The following is a 22,740-nucleotide window of genomic DNA, read 5'->3' on the forward strand; positions in this document are numbered from 1 at the left end:
CCGTGTCCGACCAGCCCGAGCCCGCCGACCGGCGCGGGGTACCCGCCCGGCGCGACCGCACGCACCTGCTGTACGTGGCCGTGCTGGTCGCCGTCGCGCTCGGCGTCGCGGTCGGGCTGCTGTTCCCCGCGACCGGGAAGTCGTTGGCACCGCTGGGGACCGGGTTCGTCGCGCTGATCAAGATGATGATCGCCCCGGTCATCTTCTGCACGATCGTGCTCGGCGTCGGTTCGGTGGCGAAGGCGCGCAGCGTGGGCCGGGTGGGTGGCCTGGCGCTGGGCTACTTCCTGGTGATGTCGACCGTCGCGCTGGCGATCGGCCTGCTGGTGGGCAACGTATTGCACCCGGGCGACGGCTTGCAGCTCACCGACGCAATACGCCAAAGCGGTGCGGCACAGGTCAAGGAGGCCGAGGGCACCACGGAGTTCCTGCTCGGCGTCATCCCCACGACCCTGGTCTCCGCGCTCACCGACGGCGAGGTCCTACAGGCCCTGCTGGTCGCGTTGCTCGCCGGGTTCGCGTTGCAGCTCATGGGTTCGGGTGGCGAACCGATCCTGCGCGGCGTGCGACACGTGCAACGGCTGGTGTTCCGGATCCTGGCGATGGTCATGTGGATCGCGCCCGTCGGCGCGTTCGGCGCCATCGCGGCGGTGGTCGGCGCGACCGGCGCGGGGGCGCTGCGCAGCCTCGCCGTGCTGATGCTCGGTTTCTACGCGACGTGCGCGGTGTTCCTCGTGGCGGTGCTGGGGCCGCTGCTGTGGCTGGTCGCCCGGATCAACCTGTTCGCGCTGCTGCGGTACCTGGGCCGCGAGTTCCTGCTGATCCTGTCCACGTCGTCGTCGGAGGTCGCGCTGCCGCGGCTGATCGCGAAGATGGAGCACTTGGGCGTCGGCGGGCCGGTCGTCGGGATCACCGTGCCGACCGGCTACTCGTTCAACCTCGACGGCACCGCGATCTACCTGACGATGGCGACGCTGTTCGTGGCCAACGCGACGGGCGCGCCGCTGTCGGTCGGCGAGCAGGTGGGGCTGCTGGCGTTCATGGTGATCGCGTCGAAGGGCGCGGCGGGGGTCAGCGGCGCGGGTCTGGCGACGCTGGCGGGTGGGCTGCAGTCGCACCGGCCGGACCTGGTCGACGGGGTCGGCCTGATCGTCGGCATCGACCGGTTCATGTCCGAGGCGCGGGCGCTGACCAACTTCGCGGGCAACGCGGTGGCGACCGTCCTGGTCGGCCGCTGGACCGGGGAGCTGGACCACGCGCGGGCCAGGGCCGTGCTCGCCGGTGACGACCCGTTCCCCGAATCGACGCTTACGCCACGGTTGGCGCAATCCGACGACGCCGCGGCGTCACCGGGGTCCCCGGCGGCGGACGGGCGGTCCACGCAGGTCAGTGACCACGCGGAACAGCCACCCGGCGTACCCGAGCCGCGCCGACAGCCGACAACCCGTTCCGCCGCACGGGCGAACGCACCGGAAAGTGCACGGGAACCGTAGCCTGCACCATGTCCGGTCGTTTAACCCCACGAGCCGCCCGCCGCCGATGCCCCCGGTGCGGGCGGTTCGGTCCTTCTCGGGGAAGACCGTCGAACCGGGCCGCGTCAGTGCGGATTTCCCCGCGCACCCGGGAATTCCGCCGACCCCCGTCGGATTTCGTTGGCAGGAATGGGCAAACGGCCCTACCGAAATCCACGCGGCCCAGGGTTCGCGCCCGCTCCCCCACGAAACCCCGCGCACCGGGCCCATTCCGGCAAGCCGTATGCGGATCCGGTGTTTTCCCACGGGATCCGCGACCTTCTCGCCCGGCGAACACTTGATCACGAGTGGGACTCGGCCTCCGTGCGGCGTACGCGTTCGGCCTTACCGTGCTCCCCATGACCGTTCGGTGGGCGTTTCTCGCGGCGTTGGCCGCCACCGGTGCGCTGCTGTTCCGCCACCCCGCGGCGCCGTGGGCGCTGACGAGCGGGTGGGACCTGCTGTGGGTGATCCCCGCGGTGAGCGCCGCCGCGCTGTTCACGCTGTGGCGGTTCCCGGCGCGGGGCTGGGCGTGGGTGCTGGTGGTGGGCGCGGCGGTGAACCTCATCGACGGGGTGGTGTGGATCGCCAACTGGCCGCCGGACCGCGAGAGCGATTTCGAGACCTGGCTGCGCGTCACCTCGGTGGTCACCACGGCGACCGCGGTCCTGCTGCTGCTCGGCGTCCTCGGCGGCGCGAGCAGGCTGCGCCACCTCGGTCACCGGGCGCGCCCCGCGGTCCTCGCGGGCACGGCCGCGACCTGCTTCCTCATCGGCGGGCCGCTGGCGCTGCGCAGGCTGGAGCCCTCGGCCTGGGACGTGGTGCCGTTCATCGCGGCGGGCCTGGCGCTGGCGGGCGCCGCGGGGGCGGTCCTGATCACGTGGCGCGACACCGAGTCCGCTCGGGGCGCGGTGACACCGCTGGTCACCGGGTTGGCGGCCATCGCGGTCACCGCCGGGACGGACGTGTACCTGGTGCTCACGGGGTACTACCTCCGCGAGCGAACCGGTCCCGGGGAGGACGACGCCGCGGAGGTCATCGCCGTGGGCGTGGTCTCCGTGGCGCTGCTCCTGGCGCTGGCCGCCGTGGTCGCGTGGCGCGCGGCCCCGCGGACGCTGGCCCTGGTGCTCACGGCGCTCGCGGGCTCGGCGCTGCTGCGCATCGGCATCCGGTACCTGGAAACCGTCGGCAAACCACCTGACGCACCGGTGGACCACCCGCTGAGCGCGCTGAGCACGGTCGCGGTGTTCGCGTCCGTGGTGGTGTTCGGCGCGGTGTGCTTCGCCGCGCACCTGGACCCGATCTTCATCGTGGCCGCCGTGGCCGCGGGCATCGCCCTCCCCCCGCTGGGGGCGGAGAACGCGCCGATGGCCGTGGTGGCGGTCGCGGCGGCGGTCGGCCTCACGGCGCTGGTCGCCGCGGCGACCACCGTCGAGACCGGGGGCGGGCCGCTGGCCCCCGTCGTCCTCGTCGGCCTGGTCGCGATCCCGGCGGTGCCGTCGGGTGAGCGCGTGCTGGGCAGCGCGTACCCGGAGCCGATGTTCACGACCTCGTGGCTGCTGGCGCTGCTGCTCGTGGCCGCCGCGCTGCTGGTGCTGGTGGGGCGCGCGCTGCGGCCGCGCCCCACCGAGCGGCCTCACCTGGTCGAGGTCGGTACCTGATCCCAGCGGACGAACTTGAAGTCGGTGCTCTCCCGGCCACCGTTTGGGGTGTTCTCGCCGTCGTGCAGGACCAGCAGGCCGTGCGGGAAGTCCCGGCCGAGCGGCGTGGTGGTGACCGCGGCGCCGTCGCTGTGCTGCACGCCGTCCACAGTGGACGTGCCGGTCACCTCGAACCCGCCGGTGCGGCGGAAACCGCGGGTGATGTCGTAGGTGACGAAGGTGCTGTCGCCCTGGCTGGAGGCCAGCAGCAGCCGCTCGCCGCGCTTGCCGGTGGCGATCGTGAGCCCCTCGGCGTCGGCAGTCAGGTAGCGACCGGCGGCGGGCGACGGCGGGCCGGTGAAGGCGCACTCCTCGGTGGCCTCGTCGTAGGCCGCGGGCCTGCCGTACTCGCGTACGCGGTCCACAAGGGACGGTGTGCCGAACTCGCCGCCGCGCAGGGGGATCCGCCAGACGCCGACGTCTTCCTGGGCCGCGTAGAGCGCGCCGCCCACCGGGTCGTAGACCATGCCCTCGACCTGCGGGCCCTCCCCCGGCTCCGCGCACGGCGACCAGTCGCGGCCGTCGACGCGGAAGGACGCGGGCAGGTCGACGGTGTCGGCGCGGCGGTAGGTGATCCGGCCGGTGCCGTCGTCGGCGAGGCGGAACACGCCGAGGCGGGTGTCGTGGCGGCGGCTGGTGACCACCCACGGCGCGCCGCCCGCCGGGTCGGGGACGACGGCGAGGCCGTAGGCGGTGCGCTGCTCGTCGACCTCGGTCTCGGTCGCGCTGAACGCGCGCGGCGGGTTCGCGGTGGTGACGTCGGCGAGCGTGCCGCGCGCGTCGATCGCGTACGCCCGGATCCGGTCGCGACCCCGGTCGGAGACGAGCGCGAGGTCGAGGACGCGGCGGCCGATCCGGGCACCGGTGACGACGTCGACGTTGTTGAACCGGCCCGCCTCGGCGTCGGGGGTCGGGGCGGGCGGGGTGGCGAAGTGCTGGACCTGGCGGCCGTGCAGGTCGAACACCGCGAGGCCGCCGTTCTTCAGCGTGCCGAGGACGCGGCTGCGCTCGGGGTGCGCGCGGTCGACCCAGATGGCCGGGTCGTCGGCGTCGGCGTTGCCGCCTTCGTCGTCGTCGAAGGCGGGTGGGGTCTCGCGGAGGGCACTGGTGGTGGGCAGCCCCGCGTGCGCGGGGGTGACCAGGAGGGTGAGGGATCCGAGTGCGGCGGCGATGATCCAGGGGGCGCGCATGGCCGGTGATCTTCCCCGGCGCGGGTTGCCCCGGGCTGACCGCTTGGTGAACTACGTCACCATATGGGGTGGATGACCCGGCGCACGGGCGTGCCCGCGTGGCGCAGGCGGGCGACCGGGGAGCGGTCGTAGCCGAAGCCGTGGCTGATGGGTTGCAGGTCGGGGCTGACGGCGCGGACCACGCGGAACGGGCCGGTCGCCACATCGGCGCTGGTCACGTCGACGACGGCGACCCGGACGCCCTTGCTGCCGAGGTGCCCGGAGAGGTCGTCGATGGTGGTGTCGAAGGCGGGTTCGGGCAGGTCGGCGAGGCGGGAGGTGCCGCCGCAGCGGAGCCGGTCGAAGGCCGCGACGCGGTCGGCGGGGAAGTAGAAGGCGGCGTGGTCGAGCGCGCCGCGCACGGCCTGCGCCCGGGCGGGCACGACGACCTCGCGGTCGCGCAGCAGCGTCGCCAGGTGCGGGGCGGTGCGGGCGAGTTCGAACACGGCGTCGCGGATGGCGGCGCGCGGGGACCGGTCGGCGCCGAGGCCGATGGCGGCGCCGGGCCAGCGCTTGCCGTCGCCGACGGCGAGCGCGACGGCGGTGGTGCCGTAGCGGGAGGTGTGCAGCAGGTAGATCTCGACGGTGGGGCCCGCGGCGCGCAGGCCGTCGACGGCGTCGGCCACCTCGGGGTCGAGGGTGTCGTCGAGTTCGACGTAGCGGCCGCGGGCGCCGGTGAGCCAGGTGGTCATCATGGCGTCGCGCTCGACGAGTTCGAGGGTCGCGCGGACGGTGGCGGCGTCGGTGTCGAGCGCGGCGGCGAGGCCGTTGGAGGTGCCCTGGCAGATGAGGTGCTCGGGCAGCAGCGTCATGGCGAGGTAGCTGAACACGGCGGGCACCCACACCGGGTTGTCGGTGCCGAGCCAGGTGCCGCGCACCCACGGGTGGTCTACGCGGCGGTCGAAGGGGGCGTAGCCGAAGCCGGGGGCGGCGTACTGCTCGGGTTCGTAGAGCGCGAACTCGCGCGGGTCGAGCACCTCGCCGTCGAGGTCGGCGGGCCGCGCCCACACGACGCGGCGGGGGTCGGGCAGGGACGCGGAGTACCGCTCGACGGCCTCCCCGACCGCGGCCAGGATCGCCTGGGCCGGGTCGGTGCCCCTGCCCCACCCGAGGGGCAGCGCCCGCGGCTTGCCCGCCCGGTCGAACACGTGCGGCGGCGCGGCGGTCGCCACGTGCGGCGCGCCGTCGAAGGGGGTGTGCACGGTGATCCACGGGATGACGCCGGTGAGCGGGTCGACCCAGCCCGCGAGGGCGGTGAGGAGTTCGGCGGGGTCGTCGGTCTCGGGGACGTCCTGGGGCGCGCCGCCCTTCGCGCCGCCGCACGTGCCGCAGTGCGCGAGCGGGATGACCCGGTGCCAGAGCGGTTCCCCGGCCCCGACCTCGACGATGTGCCCGACCAGGTCGGTGGCGCCGTGCTTGGTGGCGGCCCGGACGAGGTCGGCGATGTGGTCCAGGGCGGGCCGCCCGCTCGGCTTGAGCGCGGGTGGCGCTTCTCGGGTGGCGTGCCGGGCGGCGGCCTTGCGGGTGCGCGCGCAGCCCGCGCAGCCGGGGGTGTCCGGGATGGACAGTGGGCCGACGTGCGCGGTGGCGGTGGCGAGGGTGATGGTCAGCACGGGCAGGCGGGTGCCGCGCAGCCACCGGTCGAAGTCGGGGTTGTCGTTGATCCCCACGACGAGCCGGGTCCCGGGCACCACCCGCCCGGGCGCGTCGAGCACGACGACGGCGCTGCCGAATTCGCGGCGCAACCGTTCCCGCACCACGCCGACCGACAGGGGCACCGGGACCGGGCGCACCACCTGGGTGATCTCGACGTCGTCGGCGGGCTGGGCGCGCCGAGGCCCGCCCACGGCCTGGGTTGCCTCGCTGTCGTTGAGGGGGTGCGCGGACCGGGGCTTCACCGCGAGGGTGGCCTCGCCATCACCAGCACCAGGCCGCCCACCGACAACGGCGCGAGTGGCCTCGCCATCGAGGTCCCGAACCTCTTGAGCCCCTACCGCCCGCGTGGCCTCGCCATCGAGGTCTTGACCTGCCTGAGCCTCGTCCCCACGATCGCCCGCTGCGGGGCCGGAGCCGTTGGTGTCCCGTTTCCGAACGGGGTTCACGGCCTGGGTGGTCTCGTCCTCGTCCCCCACACCGAACCGGACGTCGTCGTCGTTCTCGATGCCGGGCCACCGGACGTCGCCCGTCGGGACCGTGTCGTCCTCGTCCTCGTCCTCGTCGACTTCGTCAAGTTCGTCTTCGTCGGCATCGCCCGCGTCTTCCGCCGCCGGGTCCTCCGACTCGGCGGCGCCGCTCGGCTTCCCGGTCTCCACCGGTGTGGCCGAGTCCGCCGCGGACTCAGCCACAGCCTCGACCGTGCGCAGGGCGACGACGAGTTCCCCGCCGCCCGTGCCCCCGACCGCGCGGGTCACCTCGAGCGACTCCGCCTGGGGTGCCGCGGGTTCCTCGACCACGACCTGGGTCCGCTCGACGTCCTCCCCCGACACCGAGGCCGACGCCGACGCGGTCTCCGGCAGCTCAGCGCCCACCAACGAACCCCCAGCCACCTGGTCCCGTTTGTCCGCCGCGCGCCGCGCGGGGCAGCACCCGGAAGTCCGCGGCACTGGTCACGCCGCCGTGGCCCCACCGCCGCCCACCGCGGTCGTCCACCAAGGCCCGCACCGCGGCCACGCTCCGCTGCGACCGCTCCACCCGGGCTTCCGGTTCCCTCGACATCGGTGGTGTCCTCCTCGTCCGGCATGTCGATCAAGCCGCGCCTACGAGGTAGGAGCCAGCATCCGCGACGGGGATACACCGTGTCCAGATGTCATTTCCGCTGGTTACGGGGCGTCCACTCGCCACTTCCGCGGGTAGCCGGACCGGGGTGGCGGTGCCCACACCCGGCGGGTGCGGGCACCGCCGCGCTACATGACGTGCGCGAGGAACTGGCCGGTGTGGCTGGTCTCGTCCTTGACCACGTCCTCCGGGGTGCCCTGGGCCACGACGACACCGCCGCCGGTGCCGCCCTCGGGGCCCATGTCGATGAGCCAGTCGGCGGTCTTGATGACGTCCAGGTTGTGCTCGATGACGATCACCGTGTTGCCCTTGTCGACCAGGCCGTTGATCACGCCGAGGAGCTTGCGGATGTCCTCGAAGTGCAGGCCCGTGGTGGGCTCATCGAGGATGTAGACCGTGCGGCCCGTCGAGCGCTTCTGCAGCTCGCTGGCCAGTTTCACCCGCTGCGCCTCGCCGCCGGACAGGGTCGGCGCGGGCTGGCCCAGCCGCACGTAGCCGAGGCCGACGTCGACCAGCGTCTTGAGGTGCCGGTGGATGGCCTTGATCGGCTCGAAGAAGTCCGCCGCCTCCTCGATCGGCATGTCGAGGATCTCGGCGATCGTCTTGCCCTTGTAGTGCACCTCGAGCGTTTCCCGGTTGTAGCGCGCGCCCTTGCAGACCTCGCAGGGCACGTACACGTCCGGCAGGAAGTTCATCTCGATCTTGATGGTGCCGTCGCCCGCGCACGCCTCGCAGCGCCCGCCCTTGACGTTGAACGAGAACCGGCCCGGCTGGTAGCCGCGGACCTTGGCCTCGGTCGTCGACGCGAACAGCTTGCGCATGTGGTCGAAGACACCGGTGTACGTCGCGGCGTTCGAACGCGGGGTGCGGCCGATCGGCGACTGGTCGACCTGGACGAGCTTGTCGACGTGCTCCAGGCCCTTCACGCGCGTGTGCCGCCCCGGCACCTGCCGCGCGCCGTTGAGCTTGTTCGCCAGGACGGTCGCGAGGATGTCGTTGACCAGCGTGGACTTGCCCGACCCGGACACGCCCGTCACCGCGACCAGCGCGCCCAGCGGGAACGACACGTCGATGCCGCGCAGGTTGTGCTCGCGCGCGCCGACCACCGTCAGCTGCCGCTTCTTGTCGATCGGCCGCCGCAGCTCCGGCATCGGGATCACGCTGCGCCCGGCCAGGTACGCGCCGGTCAGCGACTCCTTGTTCTTCAGCAGCTCCTTGAACGTGCCGCTGTGCACGACCTTGCCGCCGTGCTCCCCCGCCCCCGGTCCGATGTCGACCACCCAGTCCGACGCGCGGATGGTGTCCTCGTCGTGCTCCACGACGATCAGCGTGTTGCCCAGGTCGCGCAGCCGGGTCAGGGTCTCGATCAGCCGGTGGTTGTCCCGCTGGTGCAGGCCGATCGACGGCTCGTCGAGCACGTACAGCACGCCGACCAGCCCCGACCCGATCTGCGTGGCGAGCCGGATGCGCTGCGCCTCGCCGCCGGAGAGCGTGCCGGACGCGCGGTCCAGCGACAGGTAGTCCAGCCCCACGTCGAGCAGGAACCGCAGCCGCGCCTGGATCTCCTTGAGCACCGCGCCCGCGATCATCGCCTCGCGCTTGCCCAGCTTGAGGTTGTCGAGGAACGCGGAGCACTCGCCGATGGACATGTTCGAGACCTCGGCGATGGACCGGTCGCCGTCGGGGTGGTCGAGGGTGACGGCGAGGATCTCCGGCTTGAGCCGGGTGCCGCGGCACGAGGGGCACGGGACCTCGCGCATGTAGCCCTCGTACTTCTCCCGCATGTACTCCGAGTCGGTCTGCTCCTGCCGCCGCTCCAGGAACGGGATCACGCCCTCGTACGCGGCGTAGTAGGACCGCTCGCGCCCGTACCGGTTCTTGTACCGGACGTGGACCTGGTCGGTGACGCCGTGCAGCACCGCCTTCTGCGCCTTCGCCGACAGCTTGCGCCACGGGGCGTCCATCCGGAACCCGATGGTCTCCGACAGCGACGTCAGCAGCCGGGTGAAGTACTCGGCGGTCTGCCCGCCCGCCCACGGCGCGATCGCGCCGTCGGCCAGGGACAGCTCGTCGTCCGGGACGACCAGCTCCGGGTCGACCTCCTTCTTCACGCCGATGCCGGTGCACTCGGGGCACGCGCCGTAGGGCGAGTTGAAGGAGAACGAGCGCGGCTCCAGGTCCTCGACGCCGAGCGGGTGGCCGTTGGGGCAGGCCAGGTGCTCGGAGAAGCCGCGGACCCGCTTCGGGTCGTTCTCCGGCAGGTCGACGAACTCCAGCTCGACGAGCCCGTCGGCCAGCCGCAGCGCGGTCTCCACCGAGTCGGTGAGCCGCTGCTTGGAACTGGCCTTCACCGACAACCGGTCGATGATGACCGCGATGTGGTGCTTCTCCTGCTTCTTCAGCTTCGGCGGCTCGGTCAGCGAGTGCACGACGCCGTCGACCAGCGCCCGCGAGTAGCCCTGGGTCTGCAGGTTCGCGAACAGGTCGACGTACTCGCCCTTGCGGCCGCGGATGACCGGCGCGAGCACCTGGAACCGGACGCCGGACTCCATGGCCAGCACCTGGTCGACGATCTGCTGCGGGGTCTGCTTGCTGATCGCCTCGCCGCAGGTGGGGCAGTGCGGCTTGCCCGCGCGCGCGTAGAGGAGCCGCAGGTAGTCGTAGACCTCGGTGATGGTGCCGACGGTCGAGCGCGGGTTGCGGCTGGTGGACTTCTGGTCGATGGACACCGCGGGCGAGAGGCCCTCGATGAAGTCGACGTCGGGTTTGTCCATCTGGCCGAGGAACTGCCGGGCGTAGGCCGACAGCGACTCGACGTAGCGGCGCTGGCCCTCGGCGAAGATCGTGTCGAAGGCGAGGCTGGACTTGCCGCTGCCGGACAGGCCGGTGAACACGACCAGGCTGTCGCGGGGCAGGTCGATGTCGACGCCGCGCAGGTTGTGCTCCCGGGCGCCGCGAACGACGAGGCGGTCGGCCACTGAGGTCCCTTCGGTAGTGCAGGGGCTGGTTCGGGGCGCTGGGTCGGTCCTGGGTGGACCCGAAGCGGTGACCCTGTGTCACCAGCCAGTGTTACCCAGCGCGTGGGGGTGCCAGTCATGGGGGTCTGACCAGCGGTGTCGTCCCCCCTACCACTCGTGATCTCCGGGCGCGCGCGGGTGCGAGGACCCGCGACAGAGTGCCTGGAGCGGAAGGGCAGAGGGATGGCGTGGGGATGCTAGATCGGGGCACCGACAATTCTGGACGACGTCTTCGACCAACGCACCCGTGCCGGCGGTACCGGTCAGTAGGCGCGGCGGCCTACTCTGGAGGTGGGAGCGCGTTGCTCCGATCACACCAGCCGCGCCGCGCACCAGGCCACAGCCATTCCACCAACGGAAGTTCGGGGGTCGGTATGAGCGTTTCGGACACGTCCACCAACACCGCAAGCGCGGTCGACGCGAGCCGGGGGCCGGATCTCCCCGGTCAACGCCGGTCGGACTCCGCGCAGGCGCGGGCGGCGGACGCGCACCAGGCGCTCACCGAGGCGTGGGCGGTGCTGCACCGGGTCGTCGCGGAGCTGCCGGAACCGGCCTTCCGGGCGCCGAGCAGGCTGCCGGGGTGGTCGAAGGCGCACGTGGTGACCCACCTGGCGCGCAACGCTGACGCGCTGGTGAACCTGATGACCTGGGCGCGGACCGGGATCGAGCACCCGGCGTACGCCAGCCGCGCGGACCGGGACGCGGACATCGCGGCCGGCGCGGAGCGGCTGGCCCAGGTGATCCGCGAGGACCTGTACGCCGCTTGTGATCGATTTCACACCGCGTTCCACCGGTTGTCGGACGCCGAGTGGTCGGCGACCGTCACCCACCCGTCCGGGTTGCAGCTGGTCGCGGCCGAGCTGCCGGAGCTGGCCCTGTTCGAGGCTTGGCACCACCTGGTCGACCTGGACGCGGGCGTGGAGTTCGGTGACCTGCCCGCCGCCCAGTTGGACCGGCTGCTCGACATCGCGGTGCGGCCGGTCCGGCTGCGCGCCGACGGGGAGCCGCTGCGGGTGGTCGCGCAGCTCCCCGACGGCCGTCAGCGCACCTGGGAGCTGGCCATCGCCACCCAGTCGAGTTCCGCCGAGGTCTCCGGACCGGCGGCGGCCGTGCTGGGCTGGTTGACCCGCCGGTCGGACGGCTCCGGCTTGACCGGCACGCCGCCGGAGCTCTCCGCCTGGGCCTGAGCGGGCACCTGCGGCAGGTCCCGCAGGGCGCGACCGGTCGCGGCGAGCGCGCGCCGGGCGCGGCGCCAGATGACCGGGCCGTTGGCGAGCAGCCAGCGGTGCGCGGGCTGTTCGACCAGCCGGGTCATCGCCCAGCCGAGCAGGATGGCCAGGGCGACGCAGGCCACCAACCGGCCCCAGGCGTCGACGCCCGCGTCGAGCAGCAGGCGGGACAGGACGAAGCCGAGCACCTGGTGGGTCAGGTAGACGCCGAAGGAGATGCCCGCCAGCCAGCGGATCGCCGGGTTGGCGCCGCGCAGGACGGGGATGTCCCAGTCGGGTCCGCCCGCGGCGGCGATGACGCCGAGCAGGACGACGCCGAACGCGATGGTCGACGGGGTGTCGTTGAAGAACGCGTGCGCGTCCTGGGCGGCGAGCGCGGCGAGCACGTACACGGCCATGTGGACGGTGGACATGCGCTTCCTGCTCCACAGCCAGATCGCGGCGCCGACGCCGAACAGGGCGACGCGGTGCAGGGCGAGGCCGTCGAACGCCGACCTGATCCACTGGGCCGCGTCGTCACCGCGCCAGGCGAAGCGGATGACGATCGGCGCCACGACCAGGGTCCACAGCAGGACCGGCAGCCGGATGCCGCGGCTCCACCCGCGCGGCCAGAGGATCGCGGCGGCGGTGAAGGCGAAGACCTGGATGGGCAGGGTCCAGTAGGAGGCGTCGATCCAGTGGAACTGGGGCGACCACGCCTGGATCATGAGGAGGTTGCCGACCAGGTCCGTGGGGGTGGGCAGGGGCCACCCGAACGAGTCGGCGACCGCGCGCGTGACACCGTAGGTGACGACCACGGCGACCAGGTACGCGGGCAGCAACCGGGCGAGCCGGTTGAACAGCCAGCGCCCCGTGCCGCCGCGGCGGACGGTGACGCACACGAAGTAGGCGGAGACCACCAACAGGGTGCTCGCGCCGAACTGCAGCGGGAGCACGAACGGGTACGGGCCCAGTTCGGGGTGGTTGATCGGGGATTGGTGGGTGATGTGCTGGACGACCACCGAGTACACGGCGACCACCCTCAGCACGTCCCAGCTGATCTTGCGCGGGGACCGCTTCTGCTGCGCTGTCTCTGATGTCTGCACAGGCTCACAGGTGTCGGCGACGGGGACGGGGAATATCAGGTCACGCTCAGATAACAGGATAAGGGCTGTGTCTGAGCCCCGCCTGAGAAGGTCCGGCCGAGCAGGCTACCTTCGGCGACCGTGGACCTCGTCGACGACTACACCGGCCATGTCGAGCCGGGCGGCCCCGCCGCCCGCCGCACGCTCCCCGCGCTGACGATCACCAAGGTGTCCGTCGGGCCGGCCGACAACAACGCGTACCTGCTGATCTGCCGGGCCAGCCGGGAGGCGTTGCTGGTGGACGCCGCCAACGACCCGCAGAGGCTGTCCGACCTCATCGGGTACGACCAGGAGCGCCCCACGCTCCGCACGATCGTGACGACCCACCAGCACCCGGACCACTGGCAGGCCTTGGGCGCGACGGCGGGCGCGTTCGGCGCCAACACGATCGCGCACGAGCTGGACGCGGCCCCGCTACCGGTCCCCCCGGATCGTTTCGTGGCGCACGGGGACACGATTGATGTGGGAGAAGTCACACTGGAGGTCATCCACCTCCGCGGCCACACCCCGGGCTCGATCGCCCTGCTCTACCGCGACCCCGGGGGCGTCCCCCACCTCTTCACCGGCGACTCCCTATTCCCAGGCGGCGTCGGCAAGACGTCCACCCCGGAGAACTTCACGTCGCTGCTGACCGACGTCCGCACCCGGATCTTCGACGCCCTTCCCGACACCACCTGGTTCTACCCCGGCCACGGCGACGACTCGACCCTCGGCACCGAACGCCCCCACCTGGACGAGTGGCGCGAACGGGGCTGGTGAGGCCGGCTAGAGCGCGTCGGCGAGCCGGTCCATGACCGGCACGCGCCGGTCGCCCGACACCAGCCTCGGCTCGGCGATCGCGAACGGCGCGTCGGCGCGGACCGCTTCCAGGACGGACACGTACCGCCGGTCCGCGGACAGCACGAGGTCGCAGTCGACGAGGTAGGAGCTGTGCTGCTCGTCCAGGGGGTTGCCGTCGGTGACCTTGTGGTCGGCTTGGACGATGCGCACGGCCCAGCGCAACCACTGCCGGGGCACCGCCGCCGGTTCCACGTCCCGCAGCCAGAACGCGGTGAAGTCCTCGGGGGCGCGTCGCAGCTTCGCCAGGTCGACGTGGGCGCCGATCCAGTCGGCGTAGGTCGTGTCCTCCTTGGTGACCACGGCCCGACCGGCGACGTCGACCAGTTCGTGCCAGAAGACGTGCCGCGCCTCGATCCGCCACAGCTCGGTGGGGTCGCCTGACCAGCCCGGCAAGGACCTCTCGGCGTCGTCGGGCGTGGCCGCCACGACCACCTCGGTCAACGGCCGCACCCGGGTCTTGTCCCTGAGGAAGTTCGCGCGTTGCTCGCGTTGCACGGCGAGCAGGTGTGCCGGCTTCACCGCGCCCACGGTGCGCAGGTACCGGTGCATCTCGGTCGAGTCGTCCAGCGCCTCTCGCCACACCCCTTTGGTCCAGTACGAGTTCAGCGACGCGACCCTGGCGGTGTCCGGCCTCGACCGGATCCACCCCGGTCGCAGCTCCCGGATGGCGCGGACGATTTCCCCGGCTTCGGACTCGGCTTCGGAGCGGAGCCGCGACCGGTATCCCCTCGCGAGTGCCTCGACTATGCGTTGCCGGGCCTCGGGGACACGGAGCCGGACGACCTCGAGGAGGGTGCTCGGCGGCACGAGGACCTCGTATCCGCGCTGCCGCATCAGCGTGTCGAAATCCCGCGCCACGCCTTCGTCCCCGATCGCGGACCAGATGTTCGTGTCGAGGATGACGCGCGCCCCTGGCATCCGGACTCCCTTCGCTGCCCCATTTCTACGCGATCTCACCCGTCCGGTGGCGGTGCGCGGGCGCCGCCACCGAACATGATCGAAGTCGCGGTCCCGGTGCCGGGGAGGTCGTGGCGATGCGGTTCGTTCCGCTGGTGGTGCTGAAGAGCAAGGTGGGCGAGTTCGGCGCGGTGATGCGCCTCGGGGCGGGGCACGCGCCCAGGATCCTCGTGGAGTTGCTCGACTCGGTCCGGATCGAGGGCGGGCGGTTGCTGCCCATGTTCACGGAGGCGGCGGTCCAGATGGCGGAGCGCGGCCAACCGGTGTGGGTGGATGTCCGGGCGATGGGCGGGGCGCGGTTCCCGGGTGGGTCGTTCGCCTTTCTGGACGACCACATCGAGTCGACCCTGGACGGCCAACTGTCCCTGGACGTGCCCGCGATCATTCCCGTTGTCCACGACAACGCCTCGGACAGCGAACTCGCCGCGGTGGCCCTCCTCCAGCAACACCGCCCGCGCGATGTCGTCATCAGGTTCCACGACCTGGCGCCTGCCTGCCTCGACGACCGGCTGCGGCGGGTCGTGCGGGGTTCTCGGGCGAAGGGGGTGCACGCGGTCATCGACCTGGGATACGTCGACGACGCGCGCCCGGAGTCCGTTGTGCCGTTCGCGCGCGCCTTGGTGGACCGGCTCGGCCCGGCGGCGGTCACGGTCTTGGCGGGCTCGATCCCCGCGAAGCGCAACGGATACACGACCACCACCCGCGCGCGGCCGGAGTTGGCGCTGTGGCAGGCGGTGTCGGACGAGGTGCCGGTCCACTACGGCGACTACGGGGTGGTCCACCCCGCGATCCCGCCGCCCAGTACCCCGGGCAAGCGGTCGGTCCACCCGTACCTCTACTACACGACCCCGGGCCACGTGGTCGCGTTGCGGCGGCCGCTGGAGAAGGCGGTGGAGCGCGCCGCGGCGGCGGGGTTCGCCGACCTGGCGTCGGAGTTGGTGGCCCGAAAGGACTTCGCGGGTACCGCGTTCTCGTGGGGTGATCGGGAACTGTCGGGCTGCCGACGAGGCGGCGTCCGCGGTGCGAGCACCACCTCGACCTGGGTCGCCATGGCGACCTCGCACCACGTGGCCCACCTCACCCGGCGGGGCCCGTCGGAGTGGTGACCCAGGCCGTCGGCCGGTGGGGAAACGGGCGAGACGCCAACCCTCACGGATCGCCGGAACCGCGATATCGGCACCGGTGAACTGGCGATGTGAGCGCCGCCCGTTCGGATCACCCTCCCCAGCGCCTTCGCCAAGAAGGTCCCGCGAGCCGTGTCGACCTCGCACGTGACCGCACGGCGGAGTCGTACCGATTCCCACCCATCGGCGCCGGACCGCCGGGCACGACGCTCCGTGCCGCGATCGATGACCGACCGGTCCGCGAGCGGTTGGCCGACCACCACCGGTTCGGCCGTGAGACCACCGCCTCGCCGATCGTGAGCAGCCGCTCGGCCAGTCCGGCCCCGGTGACCTCGGACTCGCTGCGGCCGCGACGGGTTTCGCGTACGTGGTCCTTCACCCGAAGATCCGGACCCGCCGGGGGAACCGGCGCCGGAAGATCATGTCGAGTGGAGCGATCTCGTGTCGCGGGACGTTCGCGGTCGCCGGTGTTCCGACAGGTGTGAGAAGTCAGCGCAAGGTGTCGCGGAGGGCGGCGAGGACTTGGACGTCCTCGGTGATGTTGTCGACGGGGAGGCGGTCGTCGCCCTCGATCAGCGGGTTCAGGGATGCCGCGATCGTGGGGTGGAGGTCGGGTTGGGTTTTGAGGGCCGTGCGGAGGGCTTGGGTGACTGGTGGGGCTATGCGGGCCAGTCGGCTGAGGGGGATTGAGGTGTGCAGGGCGTTGAGGGCGATGGTGGTGGCGTCGGTGGGGGTGATCTCGTTGAGGGATTGGAGGGTGGTCACCGCTATCGCCGACGACCAGGGGTCTGGGCCGGACCAGGTTTCGCGGCCGTTGTGCGCGATGTCGGTGAGCACGGCCACCCAGGCCGCGCGGCGGGTGGGGTCGGCGGCGACGAGGGTGGTGCCGACGGTGATGGCGGCGAGGAGTGGGAGTTCGGCCTCGTTGGTGATGGCCAGGACGGTGGGCCAGGCGTGCTCGGGGAGGATCTCGGCCGCGGTCAGCTGACGGTGGCGCCCGGGGAACGATGTCTCGGCGGTGCCGTTGAGCAACGAGCGGCAAGCCTCGCGCAGGGATGGGGAGGGGAAACGCGACCAGGCGGTCAGGAGGGAGCCGCTGGTGTCGGCCAGGTGCCAGGCCTGGGCGAAGGTGGATTCGCGTTCCTCGGGTGGGCCGAGGACGGCGCGGGCGGCGGTGAACCACGCTTCCGCGCCGCCCGGGTCGGCGGCGTCGAGTGCCTGCTCGACGAAGGCGCGCAGCGATGGCGGGTACAGGGATGGGGCTTGGTGGGCCAAGTACTCGGCGACCTCCTTCGGTGCTGCGGGGAGCGCGGACACGGCCGCGCGGACGGTGGCTTCCGACGCGGGCAGCGCCGCGAGCACGTCGACCCACAACGACGACGGCCACGCGGCGAGCGCGGCGGTGGCGACCGTCAACAGGTCCGCGGCGGCCCAGTCCGTCGGGTTGCGCCGCGCGGGGAAACCGATGAGGGACACGGCGAAGCTGGTCCGTGTTCGGCGGGTGGTGACGGTGGGTTCCTCGGGGAGCCGGGTCGCGGCTTGGGCCAAGGGGAACCAGCGCGGGTCGCGGGCGGTGAAGAGCGCGGTCGCGGCGGACGCGGGATCGGCCGCGCCGAGCCGGACGATCGCGTCGTCGATCCGCGGGTCGGGAATGGCGACGCGGATCTCCGCGAGGGCGGCGATCAGCCCGGCGGCTTCCGCCGGGGAGGTGGGGAGACCATCGGTGACCGACGCGGCGGTGCTGGACGGGGCCTCGATTCCGGGATCTGCCGCGGGGTGTGAGTCCGGTTCGAGCAGGTCGCCGGGAGCACGGTCGGTCGGGGGCTCGGGACTGGATGTGGCGAGGGCGAGCAGGCCGTTGAGGGCGGGTTCGGTCGCGGACCGGGACACCGTCGCGGCGGCCAGCCAGCCTTCGGTCAGGTCCGTTGTGGACACGATCCCGTGGAGTCGTTCGAGGACCGGGATCGCGTGGCTACCCGCGTTGTAGGCCAGGGATTCGAGGGACAGCTCGGTGGTGGCCTGGGTGCTCCAGAGACGCACGAGGTCGTCCACGGTGCCCGGCAGCGCCTTGCCCTTCGCCACCGCCGACCAAGCGGCGGCGAAGGTAACGGTGTCGTCGGCGCGGGCGCGGACGGTGGCGAGTTCGTCGGCGGTGAGTTCGTCGTGGACGAGCAGGGGTTCCATCAACGCGGCGGCGGCCGTGGGGTCGGTCTCGGCGGTGAGTCTGTGACGCAAGACGGGACCGGCGCCGGTCACGTGGGTGGCGAAGCCGTAGACCTCGGCCCGCACCAAGGGATCCAGGTCATCCACAAGAGACAGTATCGAGTGGATGATGTCAGCCAGGCCCGCGCGGGCCGAGCGGTCGAACTCGTCGACGTCGACGTCGTCCGGCAGGTACGTCGACACGCCGCTGGCGCCCAGGGCGATCGACTGGGCGTAGCCGCGCAGCAACCACAGGGCGCCCGCACGGCCGGGGGCGGTCGTGTCGAGGGCGGTGTCCACAAGGAACGGCAGGGCCGCGACGGTCGCCGGGTAGACGCTGCCCTGGTGCAGGATCGACGCGGACAGCTCGTCGACCGCGTCCGCCCAGTCGTCGCCGCGCAGGCGGGCCAAGAGTTCGGGGGTGTCCTCGGCGGTGCCGTAGGCGTGCTCCAGGGTGTCCCAGTCCGGCTGCGTCATGCGGGGAGCCTAGAGGGTGCGCTCGTACTCCAGTTGCGGCAGTGGGTTCCCGTCGCCGAAGTCGTGGGGGCGGGTGGCGCCGGTGGGGGTGAAGCCGGATTTGGTGTAGAAGCGACGTGAGCGCGGGGTGCCCTCGAGGGTCCACAGGTGCACGGCCGGGTAGGCGCTCAGGCGGCGCAGGGTCTCGGTCACGAGCGCCTGGGCGACGCCGGTGCCCCACGCGTCGGGGTGGGCGTAGAAGCTGTGCAGCTCGGCGAGACCCGGGCGGGTCGGCGAGTCGACGCTGTAGGACAGGGCCAGTGGCCGGTCGTCGAGGGTGGCGAGGAGCAGCAGGTCGGCACCGACCCGGGCGTGCCAGCGGTCGCGGCGGTCGCGGACGCCCGCCTCGGCGAAGTCGGCGGCGAAGAACGGGCCGTAGGCGGCGGCCCAGGAGGCGGCGTGGATCTCGCCGAGGGCGGCGCCGTCGCCGGGGCTTGCCGTGCGGACCCTGATCACCCGACCCAGCCTAGTAATCTGCACCGGTGCGGGACGAGCCGGTTGTGGAGATCTTCACCGACGGGGCGTGCAGCCCGAACCCCGGGCCGGGCGGCTGGGGCGCGGTGCTGCGCTACGGCAGGCACGAGCGGGAGCTGTACGGCAGCGAAACCGCCTCGACGACGAACAACCGCATGGAGCTGATGGCCCCCATCCGCGCGCTGGAGAGCCTGACGCGCCCGTCGGTGGTGCGCGTCTACACCGACAGCACGTACGTCAAGGACGGCATCACGTCCTGGCTCCCCCGCTGGAAGGCCAACGGCTGGCTGACCAGCGCCAAGCAACCGGTGAAGAACGACGACCTGTGGAAACGCCTGGAGGCGGCCACCACCGCCCACGACGTCGAGTGGCGGTGGGTGAAGGGGCACGCGGGTCACCCGGAGAACGAGCGGGCCGACCGGTTGGCCGTGCGCGGGGCGAAGGAGGCGAGCGACGCGGGGGTGCGTGCTGACGCGCCTGCCGCCCCGAAGCCGAGGAAGACGGGCCCGTGCACCGCGACGACCAAGTCCGGCGCGCCGTGCTCGGCGAACGCGGGCCCGTCGGGGTTGTGCCATTTGCACGACCCGGCCGCGCAATGCGGCGCGCTGCTGCGCAACGGCAAGCGCTGCGCGGCGGCGACCGGCGGCGGTCCGTGCGTCCACCACAGGGATCGAGGGGACGCGGTGCCGGACGAGGGCCTGTTCGCGACCTGACCGGCCGAGCCTCATCGACGAGCCAGATGACGGCGCCGCTGGGCGTTCGGTCACCGCGAACAGCCGACGAGGCGAGCGGCGGCGGACCGTGCGATCGCGGTGTCGGGAGAGGGCGTGTTCGCGTCCCGACTCAAGTCAGGACTTCTCGCCGGATGAGGGCCGCGGCCGGAAGGGGTTCCGGTCGCCGCGCGGGTTCGCCTTGAGCGGCCGGTGAGGCGCGCTGCGGTGATCTTGGTGTGCCTCCGGCCCCCGAAATCCATTCTACCGGCGAGCACCGACGAAACCGGAAGGTCGACTGTGGGGCTGTGGACAACTCGCGATCTTGGGGCCGGGTTGTGGCGGACGGGGGCGCCATGGGGTTCCGAGCGGAGGTCAGTCGCCCACGGGTGGAGGTCGGCGGGCGGGTGACGGCTTCGCGACCCGACCCCCGGGTCCAGCGGGCACGGGTGGCGGACGGTGAGGGCCCGTGGGAGTCCGGGGTGGAGGTCGCCCACGCGTGGAGGTCGGTGGGCGAAAGCCTCGTGGCCCGCTCAGGGCTCGCGGCCGAGTGCGTCGGTCAAGAGAGCGTGGGTGGCCTCGTCGAAGGCTACGAGGCGGATGAGGATGACCTGGGTGGGGGTGGCGCGGAGGGTGGTCACGGCGATCTCGGCGGCTTCGGCGGGTGGGTAGCCGTAGACGCCGGTGGAGATGGCGGGGAAGGCGATGGACGTGGCGGAGACGCGGTCGGCTTCCTCCAGGCAGCGGCGGTAGCAGGAGGCCAGGGTTTCTGGTTCGCCGTCGGTGCCGCCCGACCACACGGGACCCACGGTGTGGATCACGTGGGTGACGCGCGGGGACAGGTCGAAAGCCGGGGTCGTCTTCGCGTCGCCGGGGTGGCAGGGGGCCAGGCGGTTGCCCGCGGTCGCCAGCCGGGGGCCCGCCGCGAGGTGGATGGCGCCGTCGACGCCGCTGCCGCCCATGAGGAACTCGTTGGCGGCGGTGACGATGGCGTCGACGTGTTCGCGGGTGATGTCGCCCCGGGCTACCTCGATCGTCGGCATGGCACCAGCATGGCGCGCCCGAGCCTCGACGGCACCGCGTTTTTCCCAGGGCGTAGGGGGGCAGCCGGGGATCTCGTCCCAGAGGGACCGGAGAGCGGTCAGGCAGACCTGTGACCACCTCCACCCGCCAAGATCACCGTGCCCGCTTGACACCGGCCGCCGACCACCTTCACCATTTCACTAATAAACTAGTGAAATGAGGTGTCGTGCTCATCTTCCACCTGGACCGCCGGTCCGGTGTCGCGACCTATCTCCAGCTCGTCCACCAGGTCAAACAGGCGTTGCGCCTCGGGGTCCTGCGGCCGGGCGACAAGCTGCCCACGGCCAAGGAGGTCGTGGCCGAACTCGCCATCAACCCGAACACCGTTCTCAAGGCCTACCGCGAGCTGGAACGCGAGGGACTGGCGATCGGCAGGCCCGGCCTCGGCACCTTCATCGAACGCGGACTCGGCGCGCGGGCCGACCACGGCCACCTCCGCACCGCGCTGCACGCCTGGTTCCGGGACGCCAGGGCGGCCGGGCTCGGGCCGGAGGACATCCGAGCGCTGTTCGACGCGGTCGCGGCGGAGACACAGGGGGAACGGACAGCGTGAACGCGTTCAGCACAACGGGGTTGAGCAAGCGCTTTCGTCGGAAGTGGGCGCTCAGGGACTGTTCGCTCGCCATCCCCCGCGGGCGGGTCGCGGCGCTCGTCGGTCCTAACGGGGCGGGTAAGACGACCTTGCTGCGCTTGGCCGTCGGGCTCATCCGGCCCACGGCGGGTGAGGTCACCGCGGCGGGCGCGGTCGCCTTTCTGTCTCAGGAAAAGCCGCTCTACCAAGGGTTCACCCTCGCCGAGACGATGCGGTTCGGCCGTGAGCTCAACCCCTCGTGGGATGGCGACCTCGCCACCGCGAGGATCGCCGAGCTCGGCCTGTCGCCGAAGTCCAAGATCGGCGCGTTGTCCGGTGGGCAGCGGGCGCAGGTGGCGCTGACGCTCGTCCTCGCCAAGCGGCCCGAACTGCTCGTCCTCGACGAGCCACTGTCCAATCTGGACCCGCTGGCGCGGCACGAGGTCATGCGCGCGCTGATGGCCGCCGTCGCCGACTCCGGGATGACCGTGTTGCTGTCCTCGCACGTCGTGTCCGACCTGGAGAACACCTGCGACTGGCTGGTCGTGCTCAACCGGGGCCGGGTGCAGGTCAGCGGTGCCGTCGACGACCTGGTCGACGAGCACCGACTGCTCACCGGCCCCGCCGCCGAGGTCGACGCCGTCGCGGCCCGCACGGAGGTGGTCGACCGCGCCGACGCCGCCCGCCAGTCGACCCTTCTGGTCAACGGGGACCCCGGTCCGTTGAGTCCGCAGTGGACGCGGCGCGCGGTGGGGCTGGAGGACCTGGTGCTCGCCTACCTGCGCAGCCCCGACGCCGCCGCGCTCCCCCGGCCCACCCTGACAAGCGCCTGAGGAGCGACCATGTTGTGGCTCACCTTCCGCCAGCACCGGGCTCAGGTCGCGGCGACCGCGGCCCTGCTGGTCGCGATCGGCACCGCGCTGCTGGTCAACGCCGCGACCGCGACCGTCGACGACGCCGGGTTCGGCGTGCTGGCGCCGCTGATGACCTGGCTGCCGATCCTGCCCGTGGCCGTCGGCGTGTTCTGGGGCGCGCCGCTGGTCGCCGCCGAGCACGAGCGCGGCACGGCCCTGCTGGCCTGGACCCAATCCGTCTCCCGCGACCGGTGGGTCGCCGTGAAACTGGCGCTGCTCGGCACCGCGGTCACGGCGGGCGGCTTGCTCTTCGGGGTGATGGTGCAGGCCTGGCTCGACCACTACGCGGGCATCCCCGAGGCGAACCGGTTCGCCCACGGCTACTTCGTCCTGACCGGCGTGGTCCCCGGCCTGTGGTGGTTGTTCGCCTTCCTGCTCGGCGCGGCACTGGGCGCGGTGCTGCGCCGGACGGTCGCGGCCATGGCCGTCACCGTCGGCGCGCTGCTCGTGGTGATGCTGGCCCTGACCAGGCTGCGGGGTTACTACGTCGACCCCGTCCTGGTCCCGATGGACGGCCCGTTCGACGGCCAGGTGTTCGCGGGCGCCGACCGGTGGCTGTTCGTCAAGCCGGTCCTCGGCCCGAGCGCGGCTGTCCCGGGCATGCTGGTCCAGCCCGCCGACCGGTACTGGCGGTTCCAGTGGACGGAGGCGGCGATCCTGGGCACCGCGTCGCTCGCGCTGGCCGGGGCGGCGGTCGCGGCCGTGCGGCGCCGAGCGTGAACGACCGGGAGTGGCAACTGGCGATGACGGGTGATCACGCCGGG

At 72.3% G+C, this 22,740-nt stretch carries 16 protein-coding genes and 2 pseudogenes; 9 read left to right on the plus strand and 9 right to left on the minus strand.

The window, feature by feature from the left end:
* The first annotated feature begins 2 nt into the window (after positions 1-2).
* Together CLV40_RS18400 and CLV40_RS18405 are read left to right on the plus strand one after the other, a co-directional pair.
* Positions 3-1,493 (plus strand): cation:dicarboxylate symporter family transporter, encoded by a 1,491-nt coding sequence (locus tag CLV40_RS18400; protein ID WP_374065072.1) that lies wholly within the window; start codon positions 3-5, stop codon positions 1,491-1,493.
* Between the two features lie 377 nt (positions 1,494-1,870).
* Positions 1,871-3,172: a hypothetical protein gene (locus CLV40_RS18405; protein WP_146108093.1), complete on the plus strand. Its 1,302-nt coding sequence runs from the start codon at positions 1,871-1,873 to the stop codon at positions 3,170-3,172.
* On the opposite strand, the gene CLV40_RS18410 is transcribed toward CLV40_RS18405, so the two are convergent.
* The 4 genes from CLV40_RS18410 to uvrA form a co-directional block, all read right to left on the minus strand.
* Positions 3,148-4,401 (minus strand): phytase, encoded by a 1,254-nt coding sequence (locus CLV40_RS18410; RefSeq protein WP_104480167.1) that lies wholly within the window; start codon positions 4,399-4,401, stop codon positions 3,148-3,150. The two genes, CLV40_RS18405 and CLV40_RS18410, sit on opposite strands and share 25 nt — an antisense overlap.
* 56 nt (positions 4,402-4,457) lie before the next feature.
* On the minus strand, positions 4,458-6,968 hold the full coding sequence (locus tag CLV40_RS18415) for a YcaO-like family protein (protein ID WP_104480168.1): 2,511 nt from the start codon (positions 6,966-6,968) through the stop codon (positions 4,458-4,460).
* Positions 6,958-7,155, minus strand: coding sequence for a hypothetical protein (locus CLV40_RS38105; protein WP_104480169.1), 198 nt, complete (start codon positions 7,153-7,155; stop codon positions 6,958-6,960). The genes CLV40_RS18415 and CLV40_RS38105 overlap by 11 nt, the downstream gene beginning before the upstream one ends.
* A 188-nt stretch (positions 7,156-7,343) precedes the next feature.
* Positions 7,344-10,193 carry an excinuclease ABC subunit UvrA gene (uvrA, locus tag CLV40_RS18425; protein ID WP_104480170.1) on the minus strand — a complete coding sequence of 950 codons (2,850 nt, stop codon included), beginning with the start codon at positions 10,191-10,193 and terminating at the stop codon, positions 7,344-7,346.
* 413 nt (positions 10,194-10,606) lie between these two features.
* Between uvrA and CLV40_RS18430 the strand changes: the two are divergent.
* Positions 10,607-11,305: pseudogene (locus CLV40_RS18430) on the plus strand (maleylpyruvate isomerase N-terminal domain-containing protein); the annotation flags it as partial.
* Here CLV40_RS18430 and CLV40_RS39590 read toward each other — a convergent pair.
* Positions 11,272-12,546 carry an acyltransferase family protein gene (locus CLV40_RS39590; RefSeq protein WP_104480172.1) on the minus strand — a complete coding sequence of 425 codons (1,275 nt, stop codon included), beginning with the start codon at positions 12,544-12,546 and terminating at the stop codon, positions 11,272-11,274. The pseudogene CLV40_RS18430 and the gene CLV40_RS39590 overlap by 34 nt on opposite strands.
* Positions 12,547-12,666: 120 nt before the next feature.
* Between CLV40_RS39590 and CLV40_RS18440 the strand changes: the two genes are divergently transcribed.
* Entirely contained in the window at positions 12,667-13,344 is a 678-nt protein-coding gene (locus tag CLV40_RS18440) for an MBL fold metallo-hydrolase (RefSeq protein WP_104480173.1), read from the plus strand.
* A 6-nt stretch (positions 13,345-13,350) separates the two neighbouring features.
* Here CLV40_RS18440 and CLV40_RS18445 read toward each other — a convergent pair whose 3' ends face one another.
* A complete protein-coding gene (locus tag CLV40_RS18445) occupies positions 13,351-14,343 on the minus strand; it encodes a hypothetical protein (RefSeq protein ID WP_104480174.1) in 993 nt (330 codons plus the stop codon).
* A 116-nt stretch (positions 14,344-14,459) separates the two neighbouring features.
* On the opposite strand from CLV40_RS18445, the gene CLV40_RS18450 reads away from it, so the two are divergent.
* Entirely contained in the window at positions 14,460-15,488 is a 1,029-nt protein-coding gene (locus tag CLV40_RS18450; RefSeq protein WP_104480175.1) for a beta family protein, read from the plus strand.
* Positions 15,489-15,995: 507 nt separating this feature from the next.
* On the opposite strand, the gene CLV40_RS18455 is transcribed toward CLV40_RS18450, so the two are convergent.
* Entirely contained in the window at positions 15,996-18,185 is a 2,190-nt protein-coding gene (locus tag CLV40_RS18455; protein ID WP_104480176.1) for a hypothetical protein, read from the minus strand.
* A 9-nt stretch (positions 18,186-18,194) separates the two neighbouring features.
* The gene (locus tag CLV40_RS18460) at positions 18,195-18,680 is read right to left on the minus strand and encodes a GNAT family N-acetyltransferase (protein ID WP_104480177.1); all 486 of its coding nucleotides are present in this window, start codon (positions 18,678-18,680) and stop codon (positions 18,195-18,197) included.
* 26 nt (positions 18,681-18,706) lie between these two features.
* Here CLV40_RS18460 and rnhA point away from each other — a divergent pair.
* A pseudogene (gene rnhA / locus CLV40_RS18465) lies at positions 18,707-19,165 on the plus strand (ribonuclease HI); the annotation flags it as partial.
* Positions 19,166-19,941: 776 nt separating this feature from the next.
* Here rnhA and CLV40_RS18470 read toward each other — a convergent pair.
* Positions 19,942-20,451, minus strand: a complete 510-nt coding sequence (locus tag CLV40_RS18470; RefSeq protein WP_104480178.1) for a macro domain-containing protein — start codon at positions 20,449-20,451, stop codon at positions 19,942-19,944.
* A gap of 206 nt (positions 20,452-20,657) precedes the next feature.
* Here CLV40_RS18470 and CLV40_RS18475 point away from each other — a divergent pair, with 206 nt between their 5' ends.
* The 3 genes from CLV40_RS18475 to CLV40_RS18485 are packed head-to-tail and all read left to right on the plus strand — an operon-like array spanning position 20,658 to position 22,696.
* Positions 20,658-21,044, plus strand: a complete 387-nt coding sequence (locus CLV40_RS18475) for a GntR family transcriptional regulator (RefSeq protein ID WP_104480179.1) — start codon at positions 20,658-20,660, stop codon at positions 21,042-21,044.
* The gene (locus tag CLV40_RS18480) at positions 21,041-21,895 is read left to right on the plus strand and encodes an ABC transporter ATP-binding protein (RefSeq protein WP_104480180.1); all 855 of its coding nucleotides are present in this window, start codon (positions 21,041-21,043) and stop codon (positions 21,893-21,895) included. Before CLV40_RS18475 ends, CLV40_RS18480 begins: the two co-directional genes overlap by 4 nt.
* 9 nt (positions 21,896-21,904) lie before the next feature.
* Positions 21,905-22,696 carry an ABC transporter permease gene (locus CLV40_RS18485; RefSeq protein ID WP_104480181.1) on the plus strand — a complete coding sequence of 264 codons (792 nt, stop codon included), beginning with the start codon at positions 21,905-21,907 and terminating at the stop codon, positions 22,694-22,696.
* Positions 22,697-22,740 lie beyond the last annotated feature (44 nt).

This window comes from Actinokineospora auranticolor, from assembly GCF_002934265.1.
GTDB classification, from domain to species: domain Bacteria; phylum Actinomycetota; class Actinomycetes; order Mycobacteriales; family Pseudonocardiaceae; genus Actinokineospora; species Actinokineospora auranticolor.

Coding starts and splice junctions, on each gene's coding strand:
- CLV40_RS18410 (WP_104480167.1), bottom strand. CDS start 4,401: ATGCGCGCCCCCTGGATCATCGCCGCCGCACTCGGATCCCTCACCCTC.
- CLV40_RS18485 (WP_104480181.1), top strand. CDS start 21,905: ATGTTGTGGCTCACCTTCCGCCAGCACCGGGCTCAGGTCGCGGCGACC.
- CLV40_RS18445 (WP_104480174.1), bottom strand. CDS start 14,343: ATGCCAGGGGCGCGCGTCATCCTCGACACGAACATCTGGTCCGCGATC.
- CLV40_RS18405 (WP_146108093.1), top strand. CDS start 1,871: ATGACCGTTCGGTGGGCGTTTCTCGCGGCGTTGGCCGCCACCGGTGCG.
- CLV40_RS18450 (WP_104480175.1), top strand. CDS start 14,460: ATGCGGTTCGTTCCGCTGGTGGTGCTGAAGAGCAAGGTGGGCGAGTTC.
- CLV40_RS18455 (WP_104480176.1), bottom strand. CDS start 18,185: ATGACGCAGCCGGACTGGGACACCCTGGAGCACGCCTACGGCACCGCC.
- CLV40_RS18470 (WP_104480178.1), bottom strand. CDS start 20,451: ATGCCGACGATCGAGGTAGCCCGGGGCGACATCACCCGCGAACACGTC.
- CLV40_RS38105 (WP_104480169.1), bottom strand. CDS start 7,155: ATGTCGAGGGAACCGGAAGCCCGGGTGGAGCGGTCGCAGCGGAGCGTG.